General features: G+C 71.5%; 25 protein-coding genes and 1 pseudogene. 9 read left to right on the top strand and 17 right to left on the bottom strand.

What is annotated here, in order from left to right; genetic code table 11:
• Positions 1 to 6: 6 nt before the first annotated feature.
• Positions 7 to 549 (bottom strand): hypothetical protein, encoded by a 543-nt coding sequence (locus MUY14_RS03150; protein WP_247020592.1) that lies wholly within the window; start codon positions 547 to 549, stop codon positions 7 to 9.
• A gap of 177 nt (positions 550 to 726) precedes the next feature.
• On the opposite strand from MUY14_RS03150, the gene MUY14_RS03145 reads away from it, so the two are divergent.
• Genes MUY14_RS03145 through MUY14_RS03135 form a run of 3 tightly spaced genes read left to right on the top strand, consistent with a single transcriptional unit; the run spans position 727 to position 4,779 of the window.
• Positions 727 to 2,262 carry a cell wall metabolism sensor histidine kinase WalK gene (locus MUY14_RS03145; protein ID WP_247020590.1) on the top strand — a complete coding sequence of 512 codons (1,536 nt, stop codon included), beginning with the start codon at positions 727 to 729 and terminating at the stop codon, positions 2,260 to 2,262.
• A gap of 4 nt (positions 2,263 to 2,266) precedes the next feature.
• Positions 2,267 to 4,186: an ArnT family glycosyltransferase gene (locus MUY14_RS03140; RefSeq protein ID WP_396126700.1), complete on the top strand. Its 1,920-nt coding sequence runs from the start codon at positions 2,267 to 2,269 to the stop codon at positions 4,184 to 4,186.
• Positions 4,187 to 4,230: 44 nt separating this feature from the next.
• The gene (locus tag MUY14_RS03135) at positions 4,231 to 4,779 is read left to right on the top strand and encodes a GNAT family N-acetyltransferase (protein WP_247020586.1); all 549 of its coding nucleotides are present in this window, start codon (positions 4,231 to 4,233) and stop codon (positions 4,777 to 4,779) included.
• Here MUY14_RS03135 and MUY14_RS03130 read toward each other — a convergent pair.
• The 6 genes from MUY14_RS03130 to MUY14_RS03105 all read right to left on the bottom strand — a co-directional run bounded on the left by MUY14_RS03130 (position 4,733) and on the right by MUY14_RS03105 (position 10,408).
• A complete protein-coding gene (locus MUY14_RS03130) occupies positions 4,733 to 5,899 on the bottom strand; it encodes a hypothetical protein (RefSeq protein ID WP_247020584.1) in 1,167 nt (388 codons plus the stop codon). The genes MUY14_RS03135 and MUY14_RS03130 overlap by 47 nt on opposite strands.
• Entirely contained in the window at positions 5,896 to 6,609 is a 714-nt protein-coding gene (locus MUY14_RS03125; protein WP_247020582.1) for a hypothetical protein, read from the bottom strand. Before MUY14_RS03125 ends, MUY14_RS03130 begins: the two co-directional genes overlap by 4 nt.
• A gap of 152 nt (positions 6,610 to 6,761) precedes the next feature.
• On the bottom strand, positions 6,762 to 7,808 hold the full coding sequence (locus tag MUY14_RS03120) for a thiamine-monophosphate kinase (protein ID WP_247020580.1): 1,047 nt from the start codon (positions 7,806 to 7,808) through the stop codon (positions 6,762 to 6,764).
• Positions 7,792 to 8,421 carry a dCTP deaminase gene (gene dcd, locus MUY14_RS03115; RefSeq protein ID WP_247020578.1) on the bottom strand — a complete coding sequence of 210 codons (630 nt, stop codon included), beginning with the start codon at positions 8,419 to 8,421 and terminating at the stop codon, positions 7,792 to 7,794. Before dcd ends, MUY14_RS03120 begins: the two co-directional genes overlap by 17 nt.
• Positions 8,418 to 9,179, bottom strand: a complete 762-nt coding sequence (locus MUY14_RS03110) for a hypothetical protein (protein WP_247020576.1) — start codon at positions 9,177 to 9,179, stop codon at positions 8,418 to 8,420. Before MUY14_RS03110 ends, dcd begins: the two co-directional genes overlap by 4 nt.
• Before the next feature lie 14 nt (positions 9,180 to 9,193).
• Positions 9,194 to 10,408, bottom strand: coding sequence for a helix-turn-helix transcriptional regulator (locus MUY14_RS03105; protein WP_247025041.1), 1,215 nt, complete (start codon positions 10,406 to 10,408; stop codon positions 9,194 to 9,196).
• 490 nt (positions 10,409 to 10,898) lie between these two features.
• Here MUY14_RS03105 and MUY14_RS03100 point away from each other — a divergent pair, with 490 nt between their 5' ends.
• From MUY14_RS03100 to MUY14_RS03085, 4 genes are all read left to right on the top strand, one after another.
• On the top strand, positions 10,899 to 11,168 hold the full coding sequence (locus MUY14_RS03100) for a hypothetical protein (RefSeq protein ID WP_247020574.1): 270 nt from the start codon (positions 10,899 to 10,901) through the stop codon (positions 11,166 to 11,168).
• Positions 11,165 to 11,785 carry a hypothetical protein gene (locus MUY14_RS03095; protein ID WP_247020573.1) on the top strand — a complete coding sequence of 207 codons (621 nt, stop codon included), beginning with the start codon at positions 11,165 to 11,167 and terminating at the stop codon, positions 11,783 to 11,785. Before MUY14_RS03100 ends, MUY14_RS03095 begins: the two co-directional genes overlap by 4 nt.
• A 103-nt stretch (positions 11,786 to 11,888) precedes the next feature.
• Positions 11,889 to 13,145, top strand: a complete 1,257-nt coding sequence (locus tag MUY14_RS03090; RefSeq protein ID WP_247020572.1) for a bifunctional glycosyltransferase family 2/GtrA family protein — start codon at positions 11,889 to 11,891, stop codon at positions 13,143 to 13,145.
• On the top strand, positions 13,145 to 14,974 hold the full coding sequence (locus tag MUY14_RS03085; RefSeq protein WP_247020570.1) for a glycosyltransferase family 39 protein: 1,830 nt from the start codon (positions 13,145 to 13,147) through the stop codon (positions 14,972 to 14,974). Before MUY14_RS03090 ends, MUY14_RS03085 begins: the two co-directional genes overlap by 1 nt.
• Before the next feature lie 49 nt (positions 14,975 to 15,023).
• Here MUY14_RS03085 and MUY14_RS03080 read toward each other — a convergent pair whose 3' ends face one another.
• On the bottom strand, positions 15,024 to 15,803 hold the full coding sequence (locus tag MUY14_RS03080) for a hypothetical protein (RefSeq protein ID WP_247020568.1): 780 nt from the start codon (positions 15,801 to 15,803) through the stop codon (positions 15,024 to 15,026).
• Between the two features lie 151 nt (positions 15,804 to 15,954).
• A complete protein-coding gene (locus tag MUY14_RS03075) occupies positions 15,955 to 16,380 on the bottom strand; it encodes a nuclear transport factor 2 family protein (RefSeq protein ID WP_247020566.1) in 426 nt (141 codons plus the stop codon).
• Positions 16,381 to 16,469: 89 nt separating this feature from the next.
• Between MUY14_RS03075 and MUY14_RS03070 the strand changes: the two genes are divergently transcribed.
• Positions 16,470 to 17,204, top strand: a complete 735-nt coding sequence (locus tag MUY14_RS03070; protein WP_247020564.1) for a hypothetical protein — start codon at positions 16,470 to 16,472, stop codon at positions 17,202 to 17,204.
• On the opposite strand, the gene MUY14_RS46750 is transcribed toward MUY14_RS03070, so the two are convergent.
• Positions 17,192 to 17,503: an AfsR/SARP family transcriptional regulator gene (locus MUY14_RS46750; protein ID WP_281506248.1), complete on the bottom strand. Its 312-nt coding sequence runs from the start codon at positions 17,501 to 17,503 to the stop codon at positions 17,192 to 17,194. The genes MUY14_RS03070 and MUY14_RS46750 overlap by 13 nt on opposite strands.
• A gap of 131 nt (positions 17,504 to 17,634) precedes the next feature.
• A pseudogene (locus tag MUY14_RS46745) lies at positions 17,635 to 17,988 on the bottom strand (winged helix-turn-helix domain-containing protein); the annotation flags it as partial.
• A gap of 114 nt (positions 17,989 to 18,102) precedes the next feature.
• Here MUY14_RS46745 and MUY14_RS03060 point away from each other — a divergent pair.
• Positions 18,103 to 18,813, top strand: coding sequence for a PP2C family serine/threonine-protein phosphatase (locus tag MUY14_RS03060; protein WP_247020562.1), 711 nt, complete (start codon positions 18,103 to 18,105; stop codon positions 18,811 to 18,813).
• A 2-nt stretch (positions 18,814 to 18,815) separates the two neighbouring features.
• On the opposite strand, the gene MUY14_RS03055 is transcribed toward MUY14_RS03060, so the two are convergent.
• The 6 genes from MUY14_RS03055 to MUY14_RS03030 form a co-directional block, all read right to left on the bottom strand.
• Positions 18,816 to 19,295, bottom strand: coding sequence for a DUF2127 domain-containing protein (locus tag MUY14_RS03055; RefSeq protein ID WP_247020560.1), 480 nt, complete (start codon positions 19,293 to 19,295; stop codon positions 18,816 to 18,818).
• Between the two features lie 47 nt (positions 19,296 to 19,342).
• Positions 19,343 to 21,691: a GH92 family glycosyl hydrolase gene (locus tag MUY14_RS03050; protein ID WP_247020558.1), complete on the bottom strand. Its 2,349-nt coding sequence runs from the start codon at positions 21,689 to 21,691 to the stop codon at positions 19,343 to 19,345.
• Between the two features lie 64 nt (positions 21,692 to 21,755).
• On the bottom strand, positions 21,756 to 22,514 hold the full coding sequence (locus MUY14_RS03045) for a hypothetical protein (RefSeq protein ID WP_247020556.1): 759 nt from the start codon (positions 22,512 to 22,514) through the stop codon (positions 21,756 to 21,758).
• 209 nt (positions 22,515 to 22,723) lie between these two features.
• Complete coding sequence (locus MUY14_RS03040; RefSeq protein ID WP_247020555.1) at positions 22,724 to 24,172, bottom strand: amidohydrolase; 1,449 nt, start codon at positions 24,170 to 24,172, stop codon at positions 22,724 to 22,726.
• A 204-nt stretch (positions 24,173 to 24,376) separates the two neighbouring features.
• Complete coding sequence (locus tag MUY14_RS03035) at positions 24,377 to 25,939, bottom strand: ABC transporter permease (RefSeq protein ID WP_247020553.1); 1,563 nt, start codon at positions 25,937 to 25,939, stop codon at positions 24,377 to 24,379.
• Positions 25,936 to 26,835 (bottom strand): ABC transporter ATP-binding protein, encoded by a 900-nt coding sequence (locus MUY14_RS03030; RefSeq protein WP_247020551.1) that lies wholly within the window; start codon positions 26,833 to 26,835, stop codon positions 25,936 to 25,938. Before MUY14_RS03030 ends, MUY14_RS03035 begins: the two co-directional genes overlap by 4 nt.
• Between the last annotated feature and the right edge of the window lies 1 nt (position 26,836).

The following is a 26,836-nucleotide window of genomic DNA, read 5'->3' as shown; positions in this document are numbered from 1 at the left end:
ACGCCGTCAGCCGGTCCGGGTGGGCGGGGTTCCCTGACCACCGCCGGGCTGGGCGCCCGTCTGGCCTTCGGTCACCGACGTCGCCGTCGCCGTGGTGCCCGACTCCGTGGCCACCACCGTGATCGTGTCGCCCGTCGCCAGTCCCGTCGCCTGCGCCGACGTGATCGTGTACGTCTTCGAGAAGCCGTCGTCGCTCTTCGCCGTCAGCGACGTCGCGCTCAGCTCCGTCACCTCGCCCGTCTGCATGAGCTTCGTGACGTAGCCGCCGTTCCCGTCCGAGGACACGTACTCGCCGTGCAGGGCCGAACCCAGGCCGCCGCTGCCGCCCGGACCGCCGTTCATGCCGCCCGGCCCCGCGGCCGTGCCGGTGGCCGCCGAGGACGACGAAGCGGCCCAGACCGCCGCTCCCCCGCCGGCCACGATCACGGCCGCGACGGCGCCCGCCGCGATCTTCTTGCCCGGGGACCAGCCCGCCCGCGGCGGCGTGCCCGGTGCGGGCGCGGCGCCCCACGTCCGGTCCGGTGTGGACGGTGCCTGCGGTGTGGTCATCGTGGTGCTCCTAACGAGATCCTTCGGTGCGATCCACGGTGCGGCCCCACGCTGTGCGCGGACTGTGCCCGCCGTCAGCCGTTCCTGTGACCGGCGGAATCGCCGCGGCCGCCACCGCACAGCCGCCTCACAGGCAGCACACAAGCCGCACACACGGCCCGGCCGGACGCTGGACCCATGGCCGCGCGAACCGTCTCGTCACGCCCCCGCCGGGGGCGGCTTTCGCTGCGCGCGAAGCTGACCGGGTCGATGGTCGTGCTGCTCACCGTGGTGTGCCTGATCGTCGGCGTCGTCAGCGAATTCGCGCTCGACGTCTTCCTCACCCGCCAAGTCGACCAGCAGCTGTCCGCCGCCGCGACCCGCTCCCTCGTCTTCGCGAGCAACGCCCGCCCGCAGGACGCCGGGCCACCCGAGGACCAGGGCCAGCACCCGCTCGGGCAGAACGTGGGCACGGTCAGCGGCACCTTCGACGCGCAGCGGCGGCTCGTCCACGACGACAGCATCTCCGAGCACGGCGACCGCCTGCGGCTTTCGGCGGCCCAGCAGGCCGTCATGCTCTCGGTGCCCGCCGACGGCAGGCCGCACACGGTGTCGTTCGACGACCTCGGCGAGTACCGGCTGATGGCGCTGCCGGTCACCGGGACCGGCGAAGTCGTGGTCACCGGCCTGCCGATGGCGCCGGTCACCGCCACGCTCGTCACCGTCGGGCTGATCCTCTTCGGCGTCGCCGCCGCGGGCGTCCTCGGCGCGGCCTTCCTCGGCGCGTTCGCGGTCCGCCGCACGCTGCGCCCCCTCGACCGCGTCGCGGCCACCGCGGGGCGCGTGACCGAGCTGCCGCTCGACCGCGGCCAGGTCGCGCTGTCCATCCGCGTCCCGGAGGCCGACACCGACCCGCGCACCGAGGTCGGGCAGGTCGGCTCGGCGCTCAACCTGATGCTGGGCCACGTCGCCCAGGCCCTCGAAGCCCGCCAGGACAGCGAGATCCGCGTCCGCCAGTTCGTCGCCGACGCCAGCCACGAGCTGCGGACGCCGCTGGCCGCCATCCGCGGGTACGCCGAGCTGGCCGCCCGCGGCAGCGCGCTGGTGCCGCCCGATGTCGCGCACTCGATGGGCCGGATCCAGTCCGAGGCCGTCCGGATGTCGGCGCTCGTCGAGGACCTCCTCCTGCTCGCACGGCTCGACGCGGGCCGCCCGCTCGACGTCCGCGAAGTCGACCTCACCCGGCTGGTCGCCGACGCGGTCGGCGACGCCCAGGTCGCCGGCCGCGGCCACCGCTGGCTCCTGGAGCTGCCCCCGGACCCGGTCCTCGTGCACGGCGACGTCCAGCGCCTGCACCAGGTCCTGGCGAACCTGCTGGCCAACGCCCGCACGCACACGCCGCCCGGCACCACGGTGGTGACGGCCCTGGCCCGCTCGGTCGACGGCAGCGCGGTGCTCACGGTGACCGACAACGGCCCCGGCATCGACCCGGACCTGCTCCCCGAAGTCTTCGAACGGTTCGCACGCGGCGATTCGTCGCGCTCCCGCAACGCCGGCAGCACGGGGCTCGGCATGGCGATCGCGTCCGCGGTCGTGCTCGCCCACCACGGCAGCATCGAGGTGCACAGCCGTCCCGGGCGGACGGAGTTCGCGGTGCGCCTCCCCGTGGCCGTGCCCGCACAGCGAGTGCACAGCATCGGCACAACCCGGCCCCAGCTCGGCACCGGAAGCTGACCTCATGACCGCTGTGACATCCGGGGCTTCGCCCCGGGCCGGGGGCTCCGCCACCCGGAACCCCCGAAAAGCCGGTGTAGCGTCACGCGAAACCGCAGTGGCCCCTCTTGTGCCCGCCCGCTCGACCTGGCACCGGCCCGCGCTGGCCGTCCTCCTGCTCGGCACAGCGGTGCTGTACCTCTGGGGCCTCGGCGCGTCCGGCTGGGCGAACGCCTTCTACTCGGCGGCCGCCCAGGCGGGTTCGGAGAGCTGGAAGGCGCTGTTCTTCGGCTCCAGCGACGCGGCGAACGCGATCACGGTCGACAAGACCCCGGCGGCGCTGTGGGTCATGGGGCTCTCGGCGCGGGTGTTCGGCGTCAACGCGTGGAGCATCCTGGTACCGCAGGCGCTGATGGGCGTGGGCTCGGTCTGGCTGCTGCACGCGGCGGTCCGCCGCACGTCCGGCCCGGCCGCGGGCCTGCTCGCCGGGCTCGTGCTGGCGCTGACCCCGGCCGCCGCGCTGATGTTCCGCTTCGACAACCCCGACGCGCTGCTGGTGCTGCTCCTGGTCGCCGCCGCGTACTGTGTGGTCCGCGCCGCCGAGAAGGCGAGCCCGCGCTGGCTCGCGCTGGCCGGCGTCGCGGTGGGGTTCGGCTTCCTGGCGAAGATGCTGCAGGCGTTCCTGGTGCTCCCGGCGTTCGCGCTCGCCTACCTGATCGCGGCGCCGGTGTCGCTGGGCAAGCGGCTGCTGCACCTGCTGGGCGCGTTGCTTGCCACGGTCGCGGCGGCCGGCTGGTACCTGGTGGTGGTCGCGCTCTGGCCGGCCGCCGAGCGCCCGTTCATCGGCGGCTCCCAGACGAACTCCCTGTGGGAACTGGTCTTCGGCTACAACGGCTTCGGCCGCATCACGGGCGACGAGGTGGGCAGCGTCGGCGGCGGCGCCGGCCGCGGCTGGGGCTCGACCGGCCTGACCAGGCTGTTCGGCAGCGAAATGGCGGGCGGCATCGCGTGGCTGCTGCCGGCGGCCGTGCTGGCGCTGGGCGCGGGCCTGTGGTTCACCCGCCACGCCCCGCGCACGGACCGCTCCCGCACGGCCCTGGTCCTCTGGGGCGGCTGGCTCCTGGTGACGGCGCTGGTGTTCAGCTACATGGGCGGCATCATCCACCCGTACTACACGGTCGCACTGGCCCCGCCGATCGCGGCGCTGGTCGGCACGGCGGCGGTCCAGCTGTGGCGCCTGCGTTCCCGCCCGACGGCATCGGGCCTGCTCAGCGGCGGCATGGCCCTGACAGCGCTCACGGCGTACCTGGTTCTGTCGAGCTCGACGTGGCAGCCATGGCTGGCCCCGACGATCCTGGTGGGCGGCCTGCTGGCGGCGGTGGCCCTGTTCTTCGCAGCCCACCTGACCCGCTGGGCGGCGTCCGCGGTCGCCGTCCTGGCCCTCGTCGCGACATTGACCGGAACGGGCGCGTACACCCTGGCCACGGCATCGGTGACACACAGCGGCGCAATCCCGTCGGCAGGCCCCTCATCGGGCTTCGGCGGCCGCGGCCCGGGCGGCTTCCGCGGCGGCGGCCCGGGCTCACTGCTGAGCACGACGATGCCGGGCGCTTCCCTGACGGCGTTGCTGCAGAAGGACGCCTCCCAGTACACGTGGACAGCGGCAACGGTGTTGTCGAACGCGGCGGCGGGTTACCAGCTGGCGAGCGGAGCGCCGGTGATGGCGGTGGGTGGGTTCAACGGGACCGACCCTTATCCGACGCTGGCGCAGTTCCAGCAGTACGTGGCTGCCGGCCGGATCCACTACTTCCTGGGTGAGGGCATGACGATGCAGGGCAGCACGGGTTCGGACGCGGCCCAGCAGATCGCGGAGTGGGTGGCCGACCACTATGAGGCGTCCACTGTGGACGGTGTAACGGTCTACGACCTGACCGCGACCGCGTAGAGTTCCCGGGTAGCGGGTTTGCGCCCGGGCGGACGGGAGGAGCCATGACCGAACCCCAGGTCCGACCGGCGCGTTCCGCGAACTTGGAATCGTTCGTCGCGGCCTTCGGCACCGGCTGGTACTTCGCCGATCGGCTGAGGCGCCAGCGGCAAAGGCGCGGTGTGCTTCTCCTCGCGTGGCTGGACAGCCACCCGGCAGGCCACGTGTACGTGTGGCTGGAAACCGCCGAAGAACCGCCGATCCGCCAGCACCTCTCCGAGGTCGCCCTGCTCACCCACCTCGAGGTCCGGCCGGAGCTGCGCAACCGCGGCATCGGCCGGGCCCTGGTCGCCGCGGCGGAGGAGTACCTCTTCGGCAGCGGCCACCACCGGGTGGCCCTGGCGGTCCGCACCGACAACACGGCCGCGGCCCACCTCTACCGCCGCTTGGATTACCGGGATTGGGGCCACGACGAAGTGACCTGTTACGCGCTCACGGTGTTGCCGGACGGCAGTTTCCGGGACGAGCCGGAACGGTGTCACGTGCTGGTCAAGGACCTCGTGCCGGTCACACCCGCGCCACCGGTGCCGCCGATCGGCGCCGCCCGGTACTGACCCGGACATCGACACCGGCCTGGGCGAACGAAGGAAGGTCGAGCACCCCGACGGCCTGCTCGACGCCCGAACCCCCGTGGTACCGACGAAGCTCGGTGATCCGCCGCCGCCAGCGCACGCAGTCGGCTTGCCAGGCACGGAGGTACCGCGTGCACAGTTCCGGCGTGATCAACTCGCTGCGCCCGATCGCCGCTCTGAGCGAGTCGACCATCCGCGCGCGCAGGCCCGCTTCGATCTTCGACCGCTGGACCAGTGCGATCGTTTCGCGGATGATCCGGCGGCGGTCGGCGAAGAACTCCCGCCAGTACCGCTCGTCGGCGTGCATGAGGCCGAGGTGGCTGTCGAACAGCCCGAACACGCCCTCGGCCAGGGTGTCCCCCAGCTCTTCACCACGGGCGCGACGGGCGTCCCGGTAGGGATCGTAGCGCTTCTGGACCGCCAGCCCCGTGACCGCCGACGGCCGCAGATCCCTGCCGTCGAGCAGGAAGAACCAGTCTTCGTTGTAGATGTTGGGGAAGAACGAGCCGAACGCGGCTTCCCCGACCGCGAGCGCGCCCCCACCGATGAAGGTGTCTTGCGCTTGCCCGACGTCGCGGATCGCGTGGCACACGACGGAGTTGTCCGGCATTCCCGCGTTGGCGAGCCCGACGACCGGGAACTCGCCGAGCAGGCCGGCCGCGACGCCGAGATCCGCGGTGTCCGGCAGGTCGATGTCGTCGTCGAGGAAGAGGATCCGCTGCCAGCCGGCCAGCGCCGCGATGAGCAGGCCGAGGTTCCGCTTGAAGCTGGTGTCGGTCGGCCTCTGGAACCGGGTCTCCCGCAGGAGCTGATCCGTGGCGAACGGCGGCACGAGCCCGGGGTCCACCTCGTCGATGTCGATGGCGAGCGCGCGGACGCCCGCCCCCTTCGCCTCCAGCGCAGCGCTGGCGATGGTGGACCGCCTGCTGCACAACAGGAGCAGGAAGACGTCGTGTTCCCTGGCCGCGGCGATCGCCTGACGCAGGTAGGGGGCCGGGCGGCCGGTGGGCACGATGATCGCGTCGAACTCCGCACGGGGCGCGTCGAAGGTGTCGAAAGCGGCCAGCAGACCCCGGTGAGACCGGTATTGCCGGGCGGTCATCCGGCGGCCTCGGGCCACTCGTGCAGCCGGTTCTCCTCGATCGTCCAGTCGGGCGTCAGACCCTGCCCGCCGACGACCGGCACCCGGCTGATGATGCTGAACGACTCCGCTTCGCCGAAGCGCTCGCGCACGTACGCCTCGTTCCGGTCGCGGAACCGCACGTCCGTCAGCGCGCGAACCGCTCCGAGCGTGCCGCGGCCGTACATGCCGTTGCACACGGTCACGGTCCGTTTCCGGTTGAAGGGGCTGATCCCGCGGTAGAACTGGGCAACGTCCTCCACCAGGCGGCCACCGTCGAACTGCGGTTCCACCAGGATCGACCGGCCGTTCTGCCGCACCCGGAAGCCGCCTTGTTCGGCGTCGTCGTCTCTGCTGACTTGCTCTACGGGGAGATCGACCCGTTCGAGCACGTCCCGGGTCACCGAGTTCCAATCGACGCCGCCTAGCACGATGAGGTGGGCGGTGTAGTGGTGGGAGCTCAACTCGTCGGCCGTGTGGAAAGTGACCAAGGCTTCGGGATTGCGGGCCCGGATGTGGCCGAACAGCTCGATCAGCGCATCAGGGTCGGCATAGGTGTACAACGAAACGAAGTCGGCGCTCTCCGGATCGGCGTAGGCGAGATACCGCCGGTATTCCTCCGGCAGCGGTGGGCACACGATGGTGATGTCCTGGTCCTGCTCGAAGGTCCAGAAATCCCTGGCCGGCGTCATGCCTCGAGCCGCTCGATCGACGGGCCCCTGCCGAAAGCCCGGGCGAGCGCGGGCCGAGGCGTTCGTGGTGGCATCACTCCGCCGTCCTCCAGTGGTCCGCAGTGGCGCGAGCAAGAAGCTCGATTGTACCCACCGCGACACCGTTCAACGGCTTATCGCCTGCCCAGCACGGCCTCCACGAGCGTCGCGGGCTCACCGCCGTGCCAGGAGCTCGGTGAGAACCGCTCCTGTGCAATGCCCTCCCACCGCGCGGCTCCCAGCGTCAGCTCCGGCCCCGCCGTCAACGTCCCGATTTCCTGTGCCGGCACGCCCTCTTCATCCAGTGTCTTGATGGCCAGCTCGACGTCTTCCGCCCTGGTGACGACGACGAGTCCCCAGTCGCCCCACGTCTGGGCGAGCTCGAAGGGCCGGAGGTCGCACTGAGCCGCGACCTGGGCCACGCCGTCGGCCAAGTCGAACTCCTCGCTGATCTCCGCGCCGAGGGCGTTCGCCTCGCACAGCGTGCGGACGGTCGCGAACAGGCCGTCGGAGACGTCCATCGCCGCTCTGGCGAAGCTGCGGGCCGCCAGGACCTGGCCGGCCTTGAGCTGGGCCTTCGGGCGGCAGGCGCGGTCCCAGAGTTCGTTTTCCACCCGCCGCGGCACCGAAGCCCGGCCCGTCTTCACCAGAGCCGCTGCCCAGAGGTACCCCGGCGAGCCGACCAGCAGCAGGCGGTCGCCTTCCTTCGCGCCGGAGCGCCGGAGCCTGCTGCCCGGCACGCACCGGCCGATCGCGGTAGCCGTCAGCTGCATCGTCGCGCCGTCTTGGATGTCGCCGCCGGCGACCTTCGTGCGGTGCTCGCGACAACAGGCGTCTACGCCGTCGAGTAGCCGCTCGAACTGCGCGACCGTGGTCGTCTTGGGGAGCGTGTAGTTCACGACGAGCCCCAACGGCGTGGCGCCGGCCGCGGCCAGGTCCGACAGGTTGATCGTGGCCAGCAGCCAGCCCGCGTGGAACAGGTCCGGCTCGGCCAGGATGTTCACCACCGGCGTCGGGCAGCTGTCGGTCGTCGCGACGAGCTCGCTCCGCGCGGCCACCTCGCCGAGCAGAGCGCTGTCGTCGCCGAAGCCTTCCGTGCGGCCGTAGCGCGGCCGCAACACGTGTTCCTGGATGCCCCGCTCGCCCAGATCGCCGAGGAGGAGCTCAGAGCTGCCGGACATGGTCCGCCAATCGGGACGCGACGACCGCGTGGTCGCTCGAGTAGTTGTGCGGCATTTCGCCGTAGGGCAGCTCGCTCCCGGTCGAAGCGAACAGCATCAAGTTGCAGATCCGCGCCCCTGGATACAACAGGACCGGGTGCCGCAGGTGGTTGACGATCTCCAGCGTCAGCACGGCGCCCGTCCCCCGGCCGAAGCCGGGGCTGACCTGACCGCACAGCACGACACCGATCCCCAGCCGCGCGTAGTCGCTGGTCCCGTCGACGAGGCCGACCAGGTGTTCCGGGAGGCCGATCTTCTCCAAGGTCGGCGCGAGCACCACTTCGCCGGGGTCCACGGCCAGCCGTCCGCGGTCGTCGAGCTCCTTGGGGACCAGTTGCGGGTGGGTCGAGCGGTCCGCGACGTCGACCGGACCGGTCGTCACCAGCGTGAACGCCTCCCGCCCGAGCCGCAGGCTGAGCGCAGCCGGGCGCACGAGGGCGGCGTCGAACGGCTCGACCCGCAGTTCGCCCGCCGCCTGGGCCCGCCGGATGGCCCGGTCGGTCAGCACCCCGCGCCGGCGCCGCACCGGCATCCGGCGCTTTTTGACCTGGGCTTTCCACTCCACGAGTGTCATGGTGCGACCTCGTTCTCGAGGGTCGAAAGGACTTCGCTCACGAGCCGGACGAAGTCCTCACCTGAAAGTTCGGCATTGGGCTGGTCGTCGCTTTCGCCGGGTTCGCAGTAGACGACCGTCGTCGGCGTCCGGCGCGGCCCCTGGACCACGACGGTCGCCGTGAGCCCGGCGTCGATCGGGCGCACCGTGTGCACCACCGAGGTGTCGCACGTGTAGACGTCACCGCCGTGGACGTGCAGTGCCCCGCGGCGTTTCAGCCGGACCTCGCCGTCGGCGACGAGCGCCGCCGGGTTCGCCGGATCGGTTCCGTAGCGGTACCGCCGGTAGAGCTTCCCGCCCTCGGTGGTCTCCGCGAAGTCCACCATGTGCATGCCGGTTCCGGTGAGCACGTAAGAGGCGAACTCCCACCGGTGGCTGTGCGGGTTGGATTCGCCGCGCGACGGCGTCTCGCCGCGGGGCCAGACGTGCAGGCGCACGCGGAACTCCGGTTCGAGTCCCGTGTGGAGGACGATCTTCGCGAAACCGTTGGGGTGCCAGTACGAACGCTTCGCCACATCGGCGACCGCCGCTTCGTCGGCGACCAGATCCCGTAGCCAGGCGGCGAAACCGAGCCGGTCGGCGCGGATCTGCTTGGCCGCTGTTTCGAGCTGGGCCAGGCCGGTGGGGGGATCGTCGTTGCCCAGCGCGTCCGCGATGCGGCGCGGGAAAGCGTGGCCGGCCAAGGGGTCGGCGGCAACGACGAAAGGAGTCGTGCTCATGGTGCGGGGGTTCTCTATTCTACGGCTGCGGGTGGAAGAAAAGGTGGTGCGGTGAACGCCAGCGCGGCCGCCCGCAGGGCGGTGACGGCGTCGAGGGTCATCCAGATCGGGAGATCGCCGCTGCCCCAGGCCCAGAGGCCGATACCGGGTTCGTAGCGTTCCCAGAGCGAATCGAGCGCTTGGTTCAGCCGGACGGCCGGGACCCGGGGCGCCTCGGCCAGCGCTTGCACGACCCACGCGGACGTGAAGTGCTTGATGTTGACCCGGACGGCTTCCCGGCCGGGTTGCGGCAACGCCAGGTCTTCCATGATGCCGTCGTCCGGGTGCGTCCGGTCGACGAGCCACTGCGTCGCCACTTCGACCGCGTCCCGGACGTCGGCGCGGTCTTCCCCCGTGCGCAGCAGGTCACGCAACGCCACGACGGCGCGCGCGGTGTGCGCTGTGGACGGTTCCGGGGCCACCAGCCCGGGTTCTTTCTTCTCGCCCCACAGGAGGACGCCGTCGAAGTCCAGCCGGGCGGTGAGGAGGTCGTCCGTCAGCCGGCGGGTCAGCGGAGCGCCGGGGCCGATCCGGGCCGACGTGCGCAACGCGGTGGCGAGCAGGAAGGGCCGGGTGCGGCTGTAGTCGTCGAGCGAGTTCTCGAGGTGCTGCAGACCCTCTTCGGCGGACAGGACGGTGCTGGCCCGGCACAGCGCGTCCACCACCGCGGCGGTGACCTCGGGGCGCCGTCCGGCGGACCGACCTTGCCAGCCGAAGTCGGACCGCTTGGCGTAGAGACGCTCGACGACCGGACGTAGGTCGATGTAGGCGGAGCTCAACACGGCCAACGCACTGATCCCGTACGCGGTGGCGAGCGTGGTCTGCTCGTTGTCCTGCTGGAGGTTGTGCCGCCAGCCGACCGCACGGCCGTTCTCGTCGCGGATCAAGTGCCCGACAAGGCTCTGTCCCGCCCGCCTGAAGACCTCGAGCAGCGAGCCGCGCGTCGACAGGAGCGCGGCGGCCGCAGGAGCGGGCGACCGAGCCGCTTCGACCATCTGGACCAGTGCGTTCGCCGCCCGGAAGTGATCGTCGAGCAACCTGGCGTTCTCCACCGAAGGGAGGTAGCGGCCGGTTTCCCACTGCGTCAGGTTCGCCCGGCTCACGCCGATGATCCTGGCGACGTCGGCCTGGGTCAGGCCGGCTGCCTTGCGCAAGCGGCGCAACTCCGTGCCCACCGCTTCGACGGTCAGCGTTACCACATCAGTACCTATCGGCGGCCCCGCCGCCGACATAGAATGTAGGTAGGCACCGGCCACTGGGCTTACCTACCCAGGTAGGCGAACGTAGGGAGGTGACAGTTCGTGGACACAGAGCGCACCTTATCCCATCCACGGGCCAATGACGCCGCCGACTCGATCGGACTCCGCCGAAAGGGTTGTGCGCGCAGCTCAAACGCCACCTTTTCGCCGTACACCTCGACGACCGGCCGCTCCCAGGCCTTCACGGAGAGTGCCCGGAGACGCCGCCGAGGCGCCTGATCGGACTGCCCGTCCGCAGCCGGACGCGGCCACGGGGGTATCAAAAGCCGAGTCGCCCCCCTCCTACATCCGGCCAACGTCGCACCACCCGCCTGGCCGAACTTCGACGAATCGCGAGCTGAATCCCGCCTTCTGAGTCACCTGACACACAAGGCGCGGCGTTCCGGAGGTTTTCTGGATCCACCGAGGAGGAGGGCAACTCATGGACCCCTACACCACCGCCGCACCGCGCGGCAGCCGCTGGCGTCGTGGCGTCTACGCCGCCGGGCTCGTCATCCCCTTCACCGCGTCCCAGCTGTGGGCGCTGCTGGTGCTGCTCCGGCTCGCGCCGCTCGAGGGCCTCGTGGGGCAGGCCGTCGTGCTCGTCCTGCTGGGATCCGTCGCCGCGGTCTGGGCCGGGTGGCGGTGGACCTGGCGGCTCGGCAAGGACAAGGACCTCCAGCCCGCCCCCAAGACCCGGATCCCGACATGACCTCCGCGCCGGCGATCGTCGCGGCCATCGTGGCCGCCACCGGAGCCGGACGCCTGCTGCGCCACCTCGGCGGCTTCTTCCGCCGCCACCCGACCGAAAGGAGCACGGACATGACCACCAGGCAGCCGTCCTTCCCGCTGCGGATCTACCACTGGCGGTGGGAGATCCTGGGCCTGACGCTGCTCCCCTACGCCGTCGTGACGTTCGCGCTGTGGGCGGGCCCGCTGTGGGCCTCGGTCATCCTCGCCGCCGCGCTCGGCTGGGCGGTGCTGCGCCGTCACCAGGTCCGCGCCCGGATCCGCGCGGTCGCGCTGCAACACCGCTTGCGGGCGGCGTTCCCGCAGCTGCGCCTCCCCGGCGGCCGGCCGACGATCCTGTGGAGCCGCCCGCGCGGCGGTGACGTCGTCGTGTCGCTGTACGGGCGCGAAGCCTTCGACCACCTGCACCGCCACCGTTCGGTACTGGCGGCGGCGTGCGCGGTGCCGGAGGTGTACGTCGACCGCCACCCGCGCTACGCGAGCCTGGTGACGCTGACGATCAGCTTCACGGCACCGAAGCACGAGCCCGGCCGGGCGTCCCTGCCGAGCAACGTGGTGCCGCTGCGCGTCCACAGCTGACCCTCACGGCCCGGTGTCCGCCCTTCGGACACCGGGCGCGGCGCACAGCAACCGCACAGAGAGATCACACGGTCACCAAAGCGGCGGCCGCGACCGTAGGGGCATGACAGCCACCGCCCCCGCACCGCGGCCCGGGACCGTGCCGGTCGATCTGGCCGGTCCGCAGCCCGTTCTCGACGTCGTCATCCCGGTCTACAACGAAGAGGCCGACCTCGAACCGTGCATCCGACGGTTGCACGCGCACCTGGCCGAACACGTCTCCTACCCGTACCGGATCACCGTCGCCGACAACGCGAGCACCGACGCGACGCTGCAGGTGGCCGAACGACTGGCCCGCGAGTTCCCCGAGGTGGCCGTCCACCACCTCGACGAGAAGGGCCGCGGCCGCGCGCTCAACGCCGTCTGGCGGGCTTCCGACGCCGCTGTCCTCGCCTACATGGACGTCGACCTCTCCACCGATCTCGCCGCGCTCGGGCCGCTCGTCGCGCCCCTGCTCTCCGGGCACTCGGACCTCGCCATCGGCAGCAGGCTCGCCCGGGGGGCGCGAGTGGTGCGCGGGCCGAAGCGCGAGTTCATTTCCCGCTGCTACAACCTGATCCTCCGCTCGACGCTGGCCGCGAAGTTCAGCGACGCGCAGTGCGGGTTCAAGGCGATCCGCGCCGACGTCGCCCACGAGCTGCTGCCGCACGTCGTCGACACCGGCTGGTTCTTCGACACCGAGCTGCTCGTCCTGGCGCAGCGCGCCGGGCTGCGGATCCACGAGGTGCCGGTCGACTGGGTCGACGACCCGGACTCGTCGGTCAACATCGTCAAGACCGCCACCGAGGACCTCAAGGGCATCGCCCGCGTCACGAAGGCCACCTTCACCGGCGAGATCCCGATCAGCAAGCTGCGCGAGCAACTCGGCCGCCAGCCGATCGGCGTCGACGCGCCCGGCGTGCCGCCACGGCTGGTGACGCAGCTCGTGCGGTTCGCCGCGATCGGCGTCAGCAGCACGCTCGCCTACCTCGTGCTGTTCCTGGTGCTGCGGACCGTCGTCGGCGCGCAGGCCGCGAACTTCGCCTCGCTGCTGGTGACGGCGATCGGCAACACCGCGCTGAACCGGCGCCTCACGTTCGGCATCCGCGGCCGCACCGGCGCCGGGCGCCACCAGTTCGAAGGGCTGATCGTGTTCGGCTTGGGCCTGGCGCTGACGAGCGGGGCGCTGGCCCTGCTCAACGGCTCCACCACACCCGGCCTCGTCCTGGAGATCACCGTGCTCGTGCTGGCGAACCTCGCCGCCACGGTGCTCCGCTTCCTGCTCCTGCGCGGCTGGGTCTTCAACCCGCGCCGCCAGGCCGCCGCCCAGAAGGAGTTCTGATGACCGCCGTCCTGTCCGACCCCGTGACGCGGGAACCGCGCCACCGCAAGGACTCCGCGGCGCAGGCGCCACCGCGCTGGGTCCGCCCGGCGGTGTTCGGGCTGCTGGCCGCGACCGCGGTGCTGTACTTCTGGAACCTGACCGCGTCCGGCTACGGCAACTCCTTCTACGCGGCGGCCGTGCAGTCCGGGACGCAGAGCTGGAAGGCGTGGCTGTTCGGGTCGCTCGACTCGGGCAACGTGCTGACCGTCGACAAGCCGCCGGCCGCGTTGTGGGTCGGCACGGCGTTCGCGCGGATCTTCGGGTTCTCGAGCTTCACCGTGCTGGCGCCGCAGGCCCTGATGGGCGTCGCGTCCGTCGGGATCCTGTACCTCGCGGTGAAGCGGACCGCGGGCCCGGTCGCCGGGCTGCTGGCGGGCGCGGTGCTCGCGGTGACGCCGGTGGCGGCGCTGATGTTCCGGTTCAACAACCCGGACGCGCTGCTCGTCCTGCTCATGGTCGCGGGCGCCTACTTCGTCGTGCGCGCCACGGAAAAGGCGAGCCCGGTGTGGCTCGCGCTGGCCGGTACCGCGATCGGGTGCGGCTTCCTGACGAAGATGATGCAGGCGTTCCTGGTGCTGCCGGCGTTCGGGCTGGCGTACCTGCTCGCGGCGCCGACGTCGCTCGGCAAGCGGCTGCTGCACCTGGGCGGCGCGGTCGTCGCGCTGGTCGTCTCGGCGGGCTGGTTCGTCGCGCTGGTCGAGCTGTGGCCGGCGTCGTCACGGCCGTACATCGGCGGGTCCGAAGGGGACAGTCTCCTCGAACTCGCGTTGGGCTACAACGGGTTGGGCCGCATCTTCGGCGGCGAGGGCAACGGTGGCATGGGCGGCGGCGGGATGGGCGGCAACACCGGGTTCGGCGGGTCGACGGGCCTGTTCCGGATGTTCGGCGCCAGCTTCGGCACGGAAATCTCGTGGCTGCTGCCCGCGGCGCTGATCGGCCTGGTTGCGGGGCTGTGGTTCACCCGGCGCGCGCCGCGCACCGACCGGACGCGGCTGGCGCTGGTCTTGTGGGGCGGCTGGCTGGTCGTGACGGCGCTGGTGTTCAGCTTCATGAGCGGCACGGTCCACCCGTACTACTCGGTGGCGCTCGCGCCGGCGATCGCCGGACTGGTCGCGATCTCGGGCCGCGCGCTGTGGCAGGGCCGGGCCAACCTGGGCCCGCGGGCGACGCTCGCCGGCATGGTCGTCGCGACGGCGGTGTGGTCGTTCATCCTGCTCGACCGGACGCCGGACTGGTTCCCGGCGCTGAAGTGGGTCGTCGCGGTGCTGGGCGTGGTGGTCGGCACGGTGCTGGTGATGGGCGCGCCCGCGTCGCGCCGGCTGGTCACCGTCGTGGCCGCGGCGCTGGTCCTGACCATCGGGGTGTCGTCGGCGGCGTACGGCGTCGAAACGGCGTCGGTGGCCCACACCGGTTCGATCCCGACGTCCGGCCCGACGTCGAGCGGCTTCGGCGGCGGCGAGGACTCTTCGTCGAGCACGATCGGTTCTCTGCTCTCCCAGACGATGACCAAGTGGGCGGCGGCGACGACCGGTTCGCAGAGCGCGGCGTCGTTGGAACTGGCCAGCGGCAAGGCGGTGATCGGCATCGGCGGCTGGAGCGGCTCGGACCCGGCCCCGACGCTAGCCGAGTTCAAGGCGTACGTGGCGGCGGGCGAGATCAAGTACTACATCGAGGGTGGTCGGGGCGGCGGACCCGGTGGGGGTTCGTCGGAGATCACGAACTGGGTGACGGCGAACTTCACCGCCACCACGGTCGACGGCCAGGCGGTGTACGACCTGCAGAGCTGACCGAGCTGACGGGTGCGAGGCCCGGGTTCCCTTTCAGGGGGTCCGGGCCTCAGTCCGCCGGGGTGATTTCCCGGGTGTCGCGGACCTTGGCGTTGTAGTGCGCACGGCGCACCACGGTCGTCTCCACCAGCGCCTCGAAGTGCCTCGACTTGCGCTGCTTGCGGAGGAACTTCCGATCGCGCAGCTTCTCCGCCGCGGCCGCCGTGCCGTAACCCCAGCACCCGGCGAGGATGACGATTTCCGCCGTCTCCGGCGCGAGCGGGTTCACCGTCCGGATGATCAGGCCGAAGTCGCTGGCCGGATCGCCGGCCTTGTCGTACCGTGGGACCGCTGCGGCGGTCCCGGACAGCCGGTCGTGCACAGCCGGGCCGATCCCCGGTTCCCACTTGAACTCGTAGGAGATCGCTCCGCCGAGGTTCCCCATCATCGTGGCGGTCACGGAATTCCCGTCAGGCCCGCCGATCAGGACGAGGTCGGAGCGCATGTCCTGGGAATTCAGCTCCTTGGATTCGACGATCCGCCCCTTGAAACCCAGTTCGCGCAGCTGGGATTCGATTTCGACGAGGGCGAGGATGTCCCCCTTGCCCACCATTCCGGTCGGCTCGTAGCGGGTGATCGGCTCGAAATCGGGCGCGCCGAGGACGAGGAGCGGCTTCCGGCTGCCCATCGCTTTCCAGAACCGGCGGGCCCGCAGCAACCTGAGCCGCCGGCCCGCTTTCGTGGCCAGCCACACCGCCGTGCCACCGATCGCCGCGGCGATCAGGTTGAGCGAGACGTCGGGGAAGGCGCCGAGGACCACGCCGCCGAAACTCGCTGGCGTCAGCACCATTCCGCGACCACCCCTCACCCGGCCGTCGACGCCGTGAGCGACCACCCTACCCGGCGGTGCGGGACTTATCCGGCGGCTCGCGCCCGGTCGACGATCCGTTACCCGCGCCCGGTCGAATCCCGCCACGAACGGCGGATTGACGAATCCGCGATCAAAGAATCGGCCGCAGGTGGTGGCTGATGTCGCCGACCAGGTCCACCGCCGCGCGGCGCTCGGTGAATCGCCAGCCGGTGTCGCTCCTCGTGAACCGGTCCGTATAACGCCCGGCCGCGATCGTCTGCAGCGGTAACCCCGGAACCGCCTGCAGCACCGTGAAGTACGCGCTCGACGAAGCTGTCGAGCCGGTCACTTCCAAAGCCACGTTCGTGGTCACGTGCTTGGTCCGCGGCGTCCCGTCGTCGTACACGATCACCGTCTCGCGCAGCATGCGCTCCACCGCCGCCGCGCCTCGCAACGCGCCGCCGCTGCCCGTGAACTCCCCTGAGGAGAACAGCTCGCCCACCGCGGTGAAATCGCCTGCGTCGACCAGGGCCGCGTACGAAAAGATCAAGTTCGCAAGCGCCCGGTAGTCGTCCACGGGAACGATCTTACAGAGAAAGTATGGAAACCTTCCGTAGCTTGGCCGGTGAACGGCGACAGGGGGCCGCCGGGCAGGGGGTGCACCACATGGACCGACGAAGGCTGCTCAAGATCGGCGTTGCCACCGTTGCCGGGGCCACGCTGCTGCACGGAACCGCGGCCGCGGACACCGGGCTTCCGCCGGTGCCGGGCATGCTCGGGGACCGGCGGGCCAACGAACTCTGGTACCAGCTCGACGAAATCGCGCTGTACCACCCGGCACAGGACGTCCAGGACGCCTACGCCGTCCTCTTCCCGTTCATCCAGCAGAACGCGCCCGAAGGCCTGTACGAAAAGTGGCGGACGCTGAGCTTGGAACCCGGCTACCCCGGCAACTACGCCGAATCAGTCAAGCCCGTCGAACAGCCGCTGCGGACGCTCTCGAAACTCCAGCTCGGCAACTTCGACCGCTTCTACCGCGGCGACGGTGAGGGCCTCACCCGCGCCTTCGCCGCCTTCGGGCAGGGGGTGCTCTTCGACCCGCGGCGGACGCCCGTCGAGTCGGAGGTGCACACCATGGACGGCGATCCGCCGAACGGGTACCACTTCTGGCACGCCGTGCAGCGGGCGCAGATGGTCCTCGACATCGACCGGCGGCGGTGGGCCGCGCTCGATCCGCTGCTCGGGTTCGCCTGGGCGCTGCAGTCGATCGCGAAACCCGACCACCGGCACGTCAACCCCGGGCTGCCCCGTGACCAGGTCCGCGCACTGGCGCGCTACTGGCTGCCGCGCTCGCCGCGGCAGCTCGACCTGGACTTCCGGTCGGCGCCCTACCCCGCCTGAACGTCGAGCACCCGCTGGTAGGCCGCCCGCAGCGCCGGGCCCGGCTCGATGCCGAGGCGCTCGGCCAGCAGCCGGCGGCCGCGGTGGTAGACCTCGATCGCGTCCGCCTGGCGGCCGCTCGCGCAGAGCCCGGCCATGAGCAGGGCACTGGCGCGTTCGCGCAGCGGGTGCTCGACGACGAGCGCGGTGGCGTCGGGGACCGCCCGCAGGTGGTCGCCCGACGCCACTTCCGCGTCGATCCGGCCCTCCAGGACCGCCAGGCGCAGCTCTTCGAAACGCGCCGACTCCCCCGCGCGCAACGGTGCGGCGACGCCACATGCTTGCGGGGGTTCCGGGTGGCGGAGCCCCCGGCCCGGGGCGAAGCCCCGGATGGCGCGGCGAGCACCGGGCCGCGCCAGAGCTCCAGCGCGGTGCGAAACGCCTTCGCCGCGCGGACCGGCCGGCCCGCGCGCAGGTCGCCGTGGCCGGCGTCGGCCAGCCGTGCGAACTCCTCGGCGTCGAGCGTGCCGCCCGGGGTGAGCAGGTAGCCGCCGCCCGTGCGGACGAGCCCGGCGGGCCGGCCGAGCGCGTTCCGCAGCCGGGAGACGTACGTGCACACCTGCGCGTCCACCGTCGAGGGCCGCTCGGCTTCCCACAGCAGCGAAATCAGCCGTTCGTCGGGCACCACCCGGCCGCGCGCCAGCAGCAACGCCGCCGGCAGCGTCCGCGGCTTGCGCCCGCCGAGCACCGCCGGGCGGCCGTCGGCGCGCGACAGCGCCAGCGGCCCGAGTATCCGGAACTCCATGCCCCCAGCCCGTTCCCCACGGTACGCGGACCTACACCGCGAGCACAGGAAAGTCTCAGACGGCCCACAGGTTCGGCGCGGATCATGGTGGTCAGAGGGGATGAGGAGGCCGCGATGATCACCACACGTCCGGGGTACCCGCGCTGGCACACCGCGAGCGCGCAAGGCCCCCGCTCGCTCAACGCCGACGCCATCGGGGCGTACGCCGCCGCCGGCGGGCCCGGCGTCGTCTTCGCGCTCGCCGACGGGGTCGGTGACGATCCCGCCGCCGCACGCGCGGCCCGCGCCGCCGCCGCGGCCGCCGCGCGGACTCCCGTCCACAAAGGACCCGTCGAGGCCGTGCTCGCCGCGCAGCGCGCCGTGCGCGAGCAGACCGGCGGGGACGCCGTGCTCGTCGTCGCGATGCCCGCCGCGCACGGCGGCTACCGCATCGCCTGGGTCGGCGACACCCGCGCGTACGCCTGGGACGGCACCACGCTCTCGCGGCTGACCACCGACCACACGCTCGCCGAGTACTTCCGCGCCCGCCACCAGCCGGTGACCCCGCGGATGGAGCACGTGGTCACGACCAGCGTCCGCACCGCCGAACCGCACGAAATCGGCACGGCCGAGACCACGAGCGCGGGCCTGCTGCTGACCAGCGACGGCATCCACAAGCCGCTCGCCGGCGCCGGCATCCGCGCCGTGCTGGCCCGGCCGGGCACGGGCGCCACCGAACTCGTCGAGGCGGCGCTGGCCCACGGCGGCTCGGACAACGCCACCGCCATCTACGTCGAGCCACTGGAGGCCGACAGCACGACGGTGCGATTTCCCGTCGCCGCGTGACGCTACTCAGCCCGCTTCAACTGCCGGTACTCGCGCAGCACCAGGACGATGATCACGACGTCGAGCGCGGCGAAGAACGGGAGCGCGATCGAGTGGGTGTGCACGGCCCGGAAGATCTCGTAGACCACGAAGGCGGCGAGGATGACCGCGGCCACCGGGTACGCGCGGACGATCTTCCGGGCCAGCGCCCACACGAGGCCGAGCTTGATGAGGCCGTGGGCGAGCAGGTAGGCGACGGCGAACGTCTTGGTGTCGCCGTTGAGGAAGTTCTCCGTCGCCGACTCGAGGTGCCGCGCGAGCGTGCCCGACGGGTCGCCGAGCAGGTCCCGCGTGATCACGGCGTGGGTGAACCCGCTGACGGCCGACGCCGGGATGAAGGCGAGGACCAGGGCCCCGACGACCTGCAGAGCGCCGTCGAGGCCCTTGATCGCGATGGCGACCCGGAAGAACTTCTCGGTCGCCGTGGTCTTCGCTTCCGTCATGCTCCCAGCTCAGCACAAACCGCAGGTCACCGCACCTGGGACGAGCCTCACAAGGCGGGCGGAACGGACGCCGTGCCCCAGGTGGCCGGGGTGTCGCTCAGCGAGAACCGGATCTTGCCCGCGCGGAGCAGGTCAGCGTGGGAGATCCAGGCGCGGTCGTAACCGCGCGCCCCGATCCGGACGTCCTTTGTGTACTGCAGCTTCGCCGCACTCGCGCCGGGCGCCTCGATCTCGATCTTGCGGCCGCCGGCCGGGCGGATCTCGACCTTCTCGAACATCGGCGTGCTGAGCAGGTACGTCCCGGAGCCGGGCTGGGCTTCGAAGACGCCGGTCATGCCGAAGACGAGCCACGACGAGATGGTGCCGAGGTCGTCGTTGCCGGGCATGCCGTACGGCGTGTCGGTGAAGAGCGTTCGCGCCGCGCGCAGCACGGCCGACGTCTTCCACGGCGCGCCCGTCCAGCTGTACATCCAGGGGGCGTGCAGGTCGGGCTCGTTGTTCGGGTTGAAGGCGAAGTTGTTGTGGTAGTCGTACGCACCGTGGACCCAGGAGTCCTTGGCGGCCTTCGCCGGGTCGGCCAGCAGCAGCGGGATGTCGAAGAAGGTGTCGAGCCGCTTCTCCGCCTGCGCCGGGCCGCCCATCAGGCCGAACAGCTTCGCCGGGTCCTGCTGCGCGAGCCACTGGTACTGCCACGGCGTGCCCTCGTGGAAGCCGGTCGACTGCGCCGGGTCGGGGTTGCCGACGCCGGTGCCGTCCGCGGCCTTGGTGCGGGGGAAGCCGGTGAAGCCGCGGGATTCGACGCCGGCGTCCCAGAGCTTGGCGAAGTTGCCGCAGCGGTTCTTGAGCGTCTCGGCCTTGTCCCCGTACCCGAGTCCTTGCGCCATTGTGGACAGTGCGCAGTCGGCGAGGGCGTATTCGAGGGTCGCCGAACCGGCCTGGCGGGTGTCGCCGTAGGTGTAGCCCGGGAGGTCCTGGTAACCGATCCAGCCGTTCTTCACGTAGGACGGATTACCGTCGCGACCACGGAAGATCGACTGGTCCTCCGGCACTTCGTTGGCGTTGCGCCACAAAGCGTCGAAGAGCTGCCGCGCGGTCTTGTCGTCGAGGATGCCGCGGCGGTAGTTGTCGACCACCCACGGCGTGACGGGGTCACCGCTCATCACGTTCGTCTCGCCGCCGCCCAGCGCCCAGCGCGGGACCCAGCCGCCGTCCTGGTAGACCTTGAGGACGGACTTGGTCATGTCCGCGGCCTTGTCCGGGTGCAGGAGCGCGACGAGCTGGTTCTGCGAGCGGTAGGTGTCCCAGAGCGAGAACATCTGGTAGTACGTGTCGCGGCTGCGGTGCACCTGGTCGTCGAAGCCGCGGTAGAAACCGTCCACATCGGACCCGACGGACGGGTGCAGCAGCGACCGGTACAGCGCGCTGTAGTAGGTGCGCTGGTCGGCGGTCGTCCCACCGGCGACGCGCATCCGGTTCAGCTCGCCGGCCCAGGTGTCGTGAGCTTGCTTTTCGGCCTTGTCGAACGACTTGGGCTGCTCGGTCTTGCGGTTCAGCCGGGCGCCGTCGATCGAGGTGTACGAGAGCCCGACGGAGGCGCCGACCTGGTTCTTTTCGGTGCCGAAGGTGAGCCAGGCGCCGGTGCGCTGGCTGCCCAGCTTCGCGTCGCGCCGGTTCGGCGTCAGCTTGCCGTCGGTCCAGGTGCCGAAGCTCGTGAACCCGCGGTCGAACTTGGCGCTGAAGAAGACCTTGTAGCGCTCTTTCTGGGTCTCCCAGCAGAAGTTGCCGCCCTGCAGCCAGCCCTCGACGGTGTCGTCGCCGACGACGTGGACGTCACCGGCGTAGGTGTAGCCGTTGCTCTCGCCGACCTCGATGAGGACGTTCTGGCTCGCGCCGGAAGGGAAGGTGTAGCGGTGCTGACCGGTGCGCTGGGTGGCGGTCAGCTCGGCTTCGACGCCGTTGCCGAGCTTGACGCCGTAGTACCCGGGGCTGCGGGTTTCGTCCGCGTGGCTGAACTTGGCGCCGTACTGCGCGGGATCGCTGCTGGTCACGGCCCCGGTGGTGGGCATGAAGCGGAAGTTGCCCATCGTCTGGCAGCCGACGCCGGAGAGGTGGGTGTGGCTGAAGCCGAGGGTGGTGTCCTGGGCGTAGTCGTAGGACGCGTACTTCTTGAGCTGGGTGTCCGGGCTGAGCTGCACCATCCCGAAGGGGGTGGTGGCGCCCGGGAAGGTGGTGCCGTCCCCGTTGTTGCCGATCGAGGTGTCGACGAGCGTGGTGGGATCGTCGGCGAACCGGGGCCCGCCTTGGGCGCCGGCGGGGGTCGCGAGGGCCACCGTGGTGGCGCCGGCGAGCAGGGTGGCGAGGACGCGCGTCCCCCGCTTTGGGATGCCACGTCTCATCCGTTTCCTCCTGACAACGTTGTCACATACACCGTGTGATCTTTTCCGTTGTCCGGTGGACAAATCAACCCCCGAAGGTGAACTTCGTCTTGTCCGTCCGTTCAGAGGTCCCCGCGGCGGTTTCGGCCACGACGTCGACGAGCCCGGGGTACCCGGCCGGCCGGGTCGGCACGGCCACGACGGCCTGCGTCGTGCTCGGCGGCCCGATCCGCGTCGCGGGCAAGGTCCCGAAGAGGATGGTCGCGTCCATGAGCCCGGTTCCGGTCACCGTCACCGCGCCACTCGCCGAGGTACCGGGGTCGATGCCGCTGACGACCGGTGCCGCCGGGGCGCCGGGACCACCATCCGGCCCGGTGCCCGGCAGGTTCTGCGCATCGATCGCGGTCTGCGCGGTGCGGGACCCGAAGTAGAACCCGATGACCAGGCTCAGCACGGTCAGCACCGAGGCGACGATCGTCTTGCGCAGGTCCGGCGCGTCATCGGCGGCCGAGAAGACGGTGACGCCGAGCGCGGCGGCGACCAGCGCGACTATGAGGTAGGCGATCGTCGTACGGGCGGAGTTCACGGTGCCCCGCGGGCGGGCGATCAACCGCAGGACGGCGATCAGGTCTTCGCGGCGGATTTTGCCGCTCTTCAGCCAGTCGGTGAGCTCCTTCCGCCATTTGACGGCCTTGACGAGGTCGTAGCACAGGGGAACGAAAGCCGCGACGAGGATGATGACGACGAGTACCCCCACCAGCCACACCGCGGTCGTACCCGAGACGGAGATCAAGCCGGTGGCCGGCTTCGAAACGGAAGCCGGCGGCGTGGTCTGCGCCGGCACGAGGTGCAGACTCTCCCTGAAATGCGCCATCATCCCACCACCTGTTCTCGAAACGAGACACAAATGGTGCGACCGAAAAGGGGCTGCGCGCGGACGGACTGCCGAATCGGATCGATTTCTTCACCCGACCGGAATTTCGGCCGGGATTTGCCTACGCCGCACTACGCCGGTCCGGGAAATTCCCGCCGTGCCTCCTATTCGTTCCTCGCTCAGATCTGGTGCGTCACGTGGCCGCCGAGGATGGTGGCCGTCACCGGGAGGTTTCTCAAGTCGGACGGCGACAGCGTCGACGGGTCCGTCGCCGTCACCATCAGGTCCGCGAGGTCGCCCACCGCCACGCCGCGCCGGCCGCCGGACGAGGAAGCCAGGGCCTCGGCGAACGGGATCGACTGTTCCGGGTGCCACGGTGGCCTGTCGTCGTCCGTGCGGGCGACCGCCGAAGCTATTCCGTCCCACGGGTCGAGGGGCGCCACCGGGGCGTCCGAGCCGAACTCCAAGCGGGCGCCCGATTCCAGCAGGGAACGGTACGGGTACGCGCGCGAAGTCCGGCCGTGCCAATGGCGGTCCGCCACGTCCCGGTCGTCCGGCTGGTGGGCGGGCTGGATCGACGCCACCAGGCCCAAAGCCGCGAACCGGGGGACGTCGGCCGGCGAGAGCAGCTGGGCGTGCTCGATGCGGCCCGGGCAGCCGACCTCCTCGAACGCGTCGAGCGCGATCGTGTTCGCGTGGTCGCCGATCGCGTGGACCGCCGGCAGCAAACCGTGGTCGAAAGCGCGCTGCATCAACGGGACCAGCGAATCCGGCGGCAGTTCCAGCGAGCCCGGGGAATCGCTGCCCGGGTACGGTTCGTGGCAGTAGGCCGTGCGCGTGTTGAGGGAACCGTCCACGAAGAGCTTGAACGGGCCGACCGTGAGGAGCCCGCCGGAGTCCGGGAGGACGTCGCCCGTGCGGTGGCCGCGCTCGATGGTCTGGTCCAGCAGGTGCTTCGCGATCACGCACGAGATCCGGGTCGACGGCGTGGCCCGGCGGGTCCAGTCCGCCACCGTGTCCGCGAACTCGTAGTCGACGATCTGCGTCACCCCGCGGGCGGCCGCCGCGGCGAGGGCTTCCGCCACCCACTCGTCCTGGGTGTCGATCGCCGCCGTCGGGAGCTGGGCCGTCGCGCTCATGCAGTCGGCTTCCAGCAGGACGCCCGTCGGGTGGTCGCGGCCGATCAGCTTCAGCGCCGCCGGGCTCAGCCACAGCGTGTGGAGGTCCGCGCTGAACAACGCGACCGCGCGGCCGGGCAGTGCGCGCTGCAGCATGTCCTTGTGCGGCAGGTCCGGCCACAGCCCGTCGCGGAAGCCCGCGCCCACCACCAGCTCCGACTGCGCGGCCGGCGTCGCCAGCAGGTGCGCCAGCAGCAGCTCGATCGCCTCCGCCGCCGATCGGGCCGCGCCCAAGGGGATGCGACGGCGGGACGTCGCCCACTGCACGACGTGGACGTGCGCGTCCACCAGACCCGGCAGCAGCGTGCCGCCGTGGCCGTCGACCACCCGCGCGGCGAACCCGGGCGCCCCCGGCTCGGTGATCGCCGTGACGCGGCCGTCGTTCACCCGGACGTCCGCGAGCTCGCCGCCGAGTCCGGGGCGCACGCGGCGCAGCAGGAGATCATCCATGCCGCTTACCTTGCCAGCCGGACCCGTCCGGGTGAAGCACGGCTTGAGATGGGAAATATCCGGGTACCAGCTACCGTTGACACAGATGGCAGCCGTCGCCCGCCGAAGGGTCAGGGCCGGTCCATGGGCGCCGCCTTCACAAGCCGCGCAGGGTTCGACTCCCTCGGTTGCCGCTCGGTTCTACCGGGGGTTCGCGTGTGCTCCTCAGCCCACCGGGATGTCCCGGCGCCGCAACGCGATCAGCCCGAGCGCGCCGGCCGCCGCCGTGATCAGGACCAGCCATAGGACCGGGGCCGCGGAGAACGTCCCACCCGGCAACCGGGCCAGGTGCTGGAACGGCGAAATCCCCAGCACGACGTCGTTCCACCGCAACGCCGTCCCCACCAGCGACAGCAGCAGGAACGCGCCCAGCAGCCCCCACGCCGCCGCCGCGAAGCGCGGGACGAAGCCGATCAACGCCGCGGCCAGACCCGCGAGCACCCACACCGCCGGCAGCTGCGCCAGCGCCGCCGGAACCAGTGACGCGCCCGTTCCGTACGCCAACCCGGTAGCCAGTCCCGTGACCGCCAGCAGGACCGCCGAGCCGGCCAGGGCGATCAGCCAGTGCGCCGACGCCCAGCCGAGCCGTCCGACCGCCGTCGCCAGCACCGGTTCCGCGCGGCCCGCCGCCTCCTCGGCACGCGGCTTCAGCGTCGCCTGCACCGCGTAACCCGCCGCCGCGAGGCCGAACAGCGTCATCGTGCCCGCCAGGTACGCGTCGGTCACCGCGCCCCCGCCGCCCATGCGGGAGAGCACGTCCGCGACGGCCCGGTTGTCGCGCATCATGTCCGCGACGTTCTGCGCGACCCCGCCCATCAGCAGCCCGATCAGCGCGAGGCAGCCGGTCCAGACCACGAGCGTCCCCCGCTGCAGCCGCCAGGCCAGCGCCCACGGCGAGCGCAGCGACGCCTTCGCCGTCGCCCGCCCGGGCCGCGCCGGAAGCAGTGCCGCGCCGAGATCACGGCGAGCCGACAGCAGGACCGCGGTCCCGAAGAACACGGCGGTCGCGAGGACGCCCACCGCGAGCACCCACCACTGTTCCCCCGCGAACGGCCGCAGCCGATGCGCCCAGCCGATCGGCGACAGCCACGCGAGCCAGGACGCCGAGCCGCTGCTGTCGCCCGCCGCGCGCAGCAGGAACGCCAGGACGAGCCCGCCGATCCCGATACCCCGCGCGCCGCTCGCACCCCAGGTGAGCTGCGCCGCGACCGCCCCGACGCCGGCGAACACCCAGCCGGACAAGGTGAACCCGAGTCCCAGCGCCAGCGCGCCGGCGACGGGAACCCCCTGCGCGGCCAGACCGGCCCCCACGACCAGGCCGTACACCAGGCACGCGCCGCAGGCCGCGAGCACCGCCGCCGCCAGCCCGGCGTGCCTCCCGACGGCGGTCGCGCCGGTCAGCTCGCGGCGCCCGGCCTCCTCTTCGGCCCGGGTGTGCCGGACGACGGTGAGCAGCGCGACCAGCCCGACCACGACCGGGACGAACCCGCACTGCCAGGCCAGCAGGTTCCCGGCCGACGAGCCGTAGAGCGGGCCGTTGCGGACCACGAACGTCGCGCTGGACGCGTTGAGGTCGTAGAAGTGCTGCCGCGACGCCGCGTCCGGGTACGCCGCCTCGATCGAGGACAGGTAGCCCATCGGCGCGGCCGCGAGGCAGACGATCCACAACGGCATGAGCAGCCGGTCGCGGCGCAGCACCACCCGCAGCAGCGCCCAGGTCCCGGTCATCGCGCCGCTCCGACCGGCTCGTAGTGGCGCAGGAACAGCTCCTCGAGCGTCGGCGGGCGGCTGACGAGGTTCCGCAGCCCGGCCCCGGCCAGGTGCCGCATGACGTCGTCCAGCGCCGCCTGGTCGACCGAGAGGTGGACGTGCGAGCCGTACGAGCTCAGGTCGTGCACCCCCGGCAGCGACCCGAGGTCCGCCGGCACGCGCACGAGCGACGCGTCGATCGTGATCCGGCCCAGGTGCCGCAGCTCGTCCAGGGTCCCCGACTCGACGGTGCGGCCGGCGCGGATGATCGTGACGCGGTCGCACAGCGCCTCGACCTCGGACAGGATGTGCGACGAGAGCAGCACCGTCCGGTCGCCGCGTCCGCGCTCCTCCTCGACGACCTGCCGGAAGACCTCTTCCATCAGCGGGTCGAGCCCGGACGTCGGCTCGTCGAACACCAGCAGCTCCACATCGGACGCCAGCGCCGCGACGAGCGCGACCTTCTGCCGGTTGCCCTTCGAGTACGTCCGGCCCTTCTTGCGCGGGTCGAGGTCGAACCGCTCGACGAGTTCCGCGCGCCGCTTGACGTCGAGCCCGCCGCGCAGCCGGCCGAGCAGGTCGATGACCTCGCCGCCGGTGAGGTTGGGCCACAGCGTGACGTCACCGGGGACGTACGCGAGCCGCCGGTGCAGCCGCGTCGCGTCCGTCCAGGGGTCGCCGCCGAGCAGGGTGGCGCGGCCGCCGTCGGCCCGCATCAGCCCCAGCAGGACGCGGATCGTGGTGGTCTTGCCCGCGCCGTTGGGTCCGAGGAAGCCGTGCACCTCGCCGGTGTGCACGGTCAGGTCGAGCCCGTCGAGGGCTTTCGCCGTGCCGAACGCCTTGGTGAGGCCATCGGCGGTGATCGCTTCGGCCATC

Origin of the sequence: Amycolatopsis sp. FBCC-B4732, assembly GCF_023008405.1 — a bacterium.
Classification (GTDB): Bacteria; Actinomycetota; Actinomycetes; order Mycobacteriales; family Pseudonocardiaceae; genus Amycolatopsis; species Amycolatopsis pretoriensis_A.
Note: the sequence above shows the minus strand (reverse complement) of the source record. Positions and strands in the feature narration are given on the sequence as shown.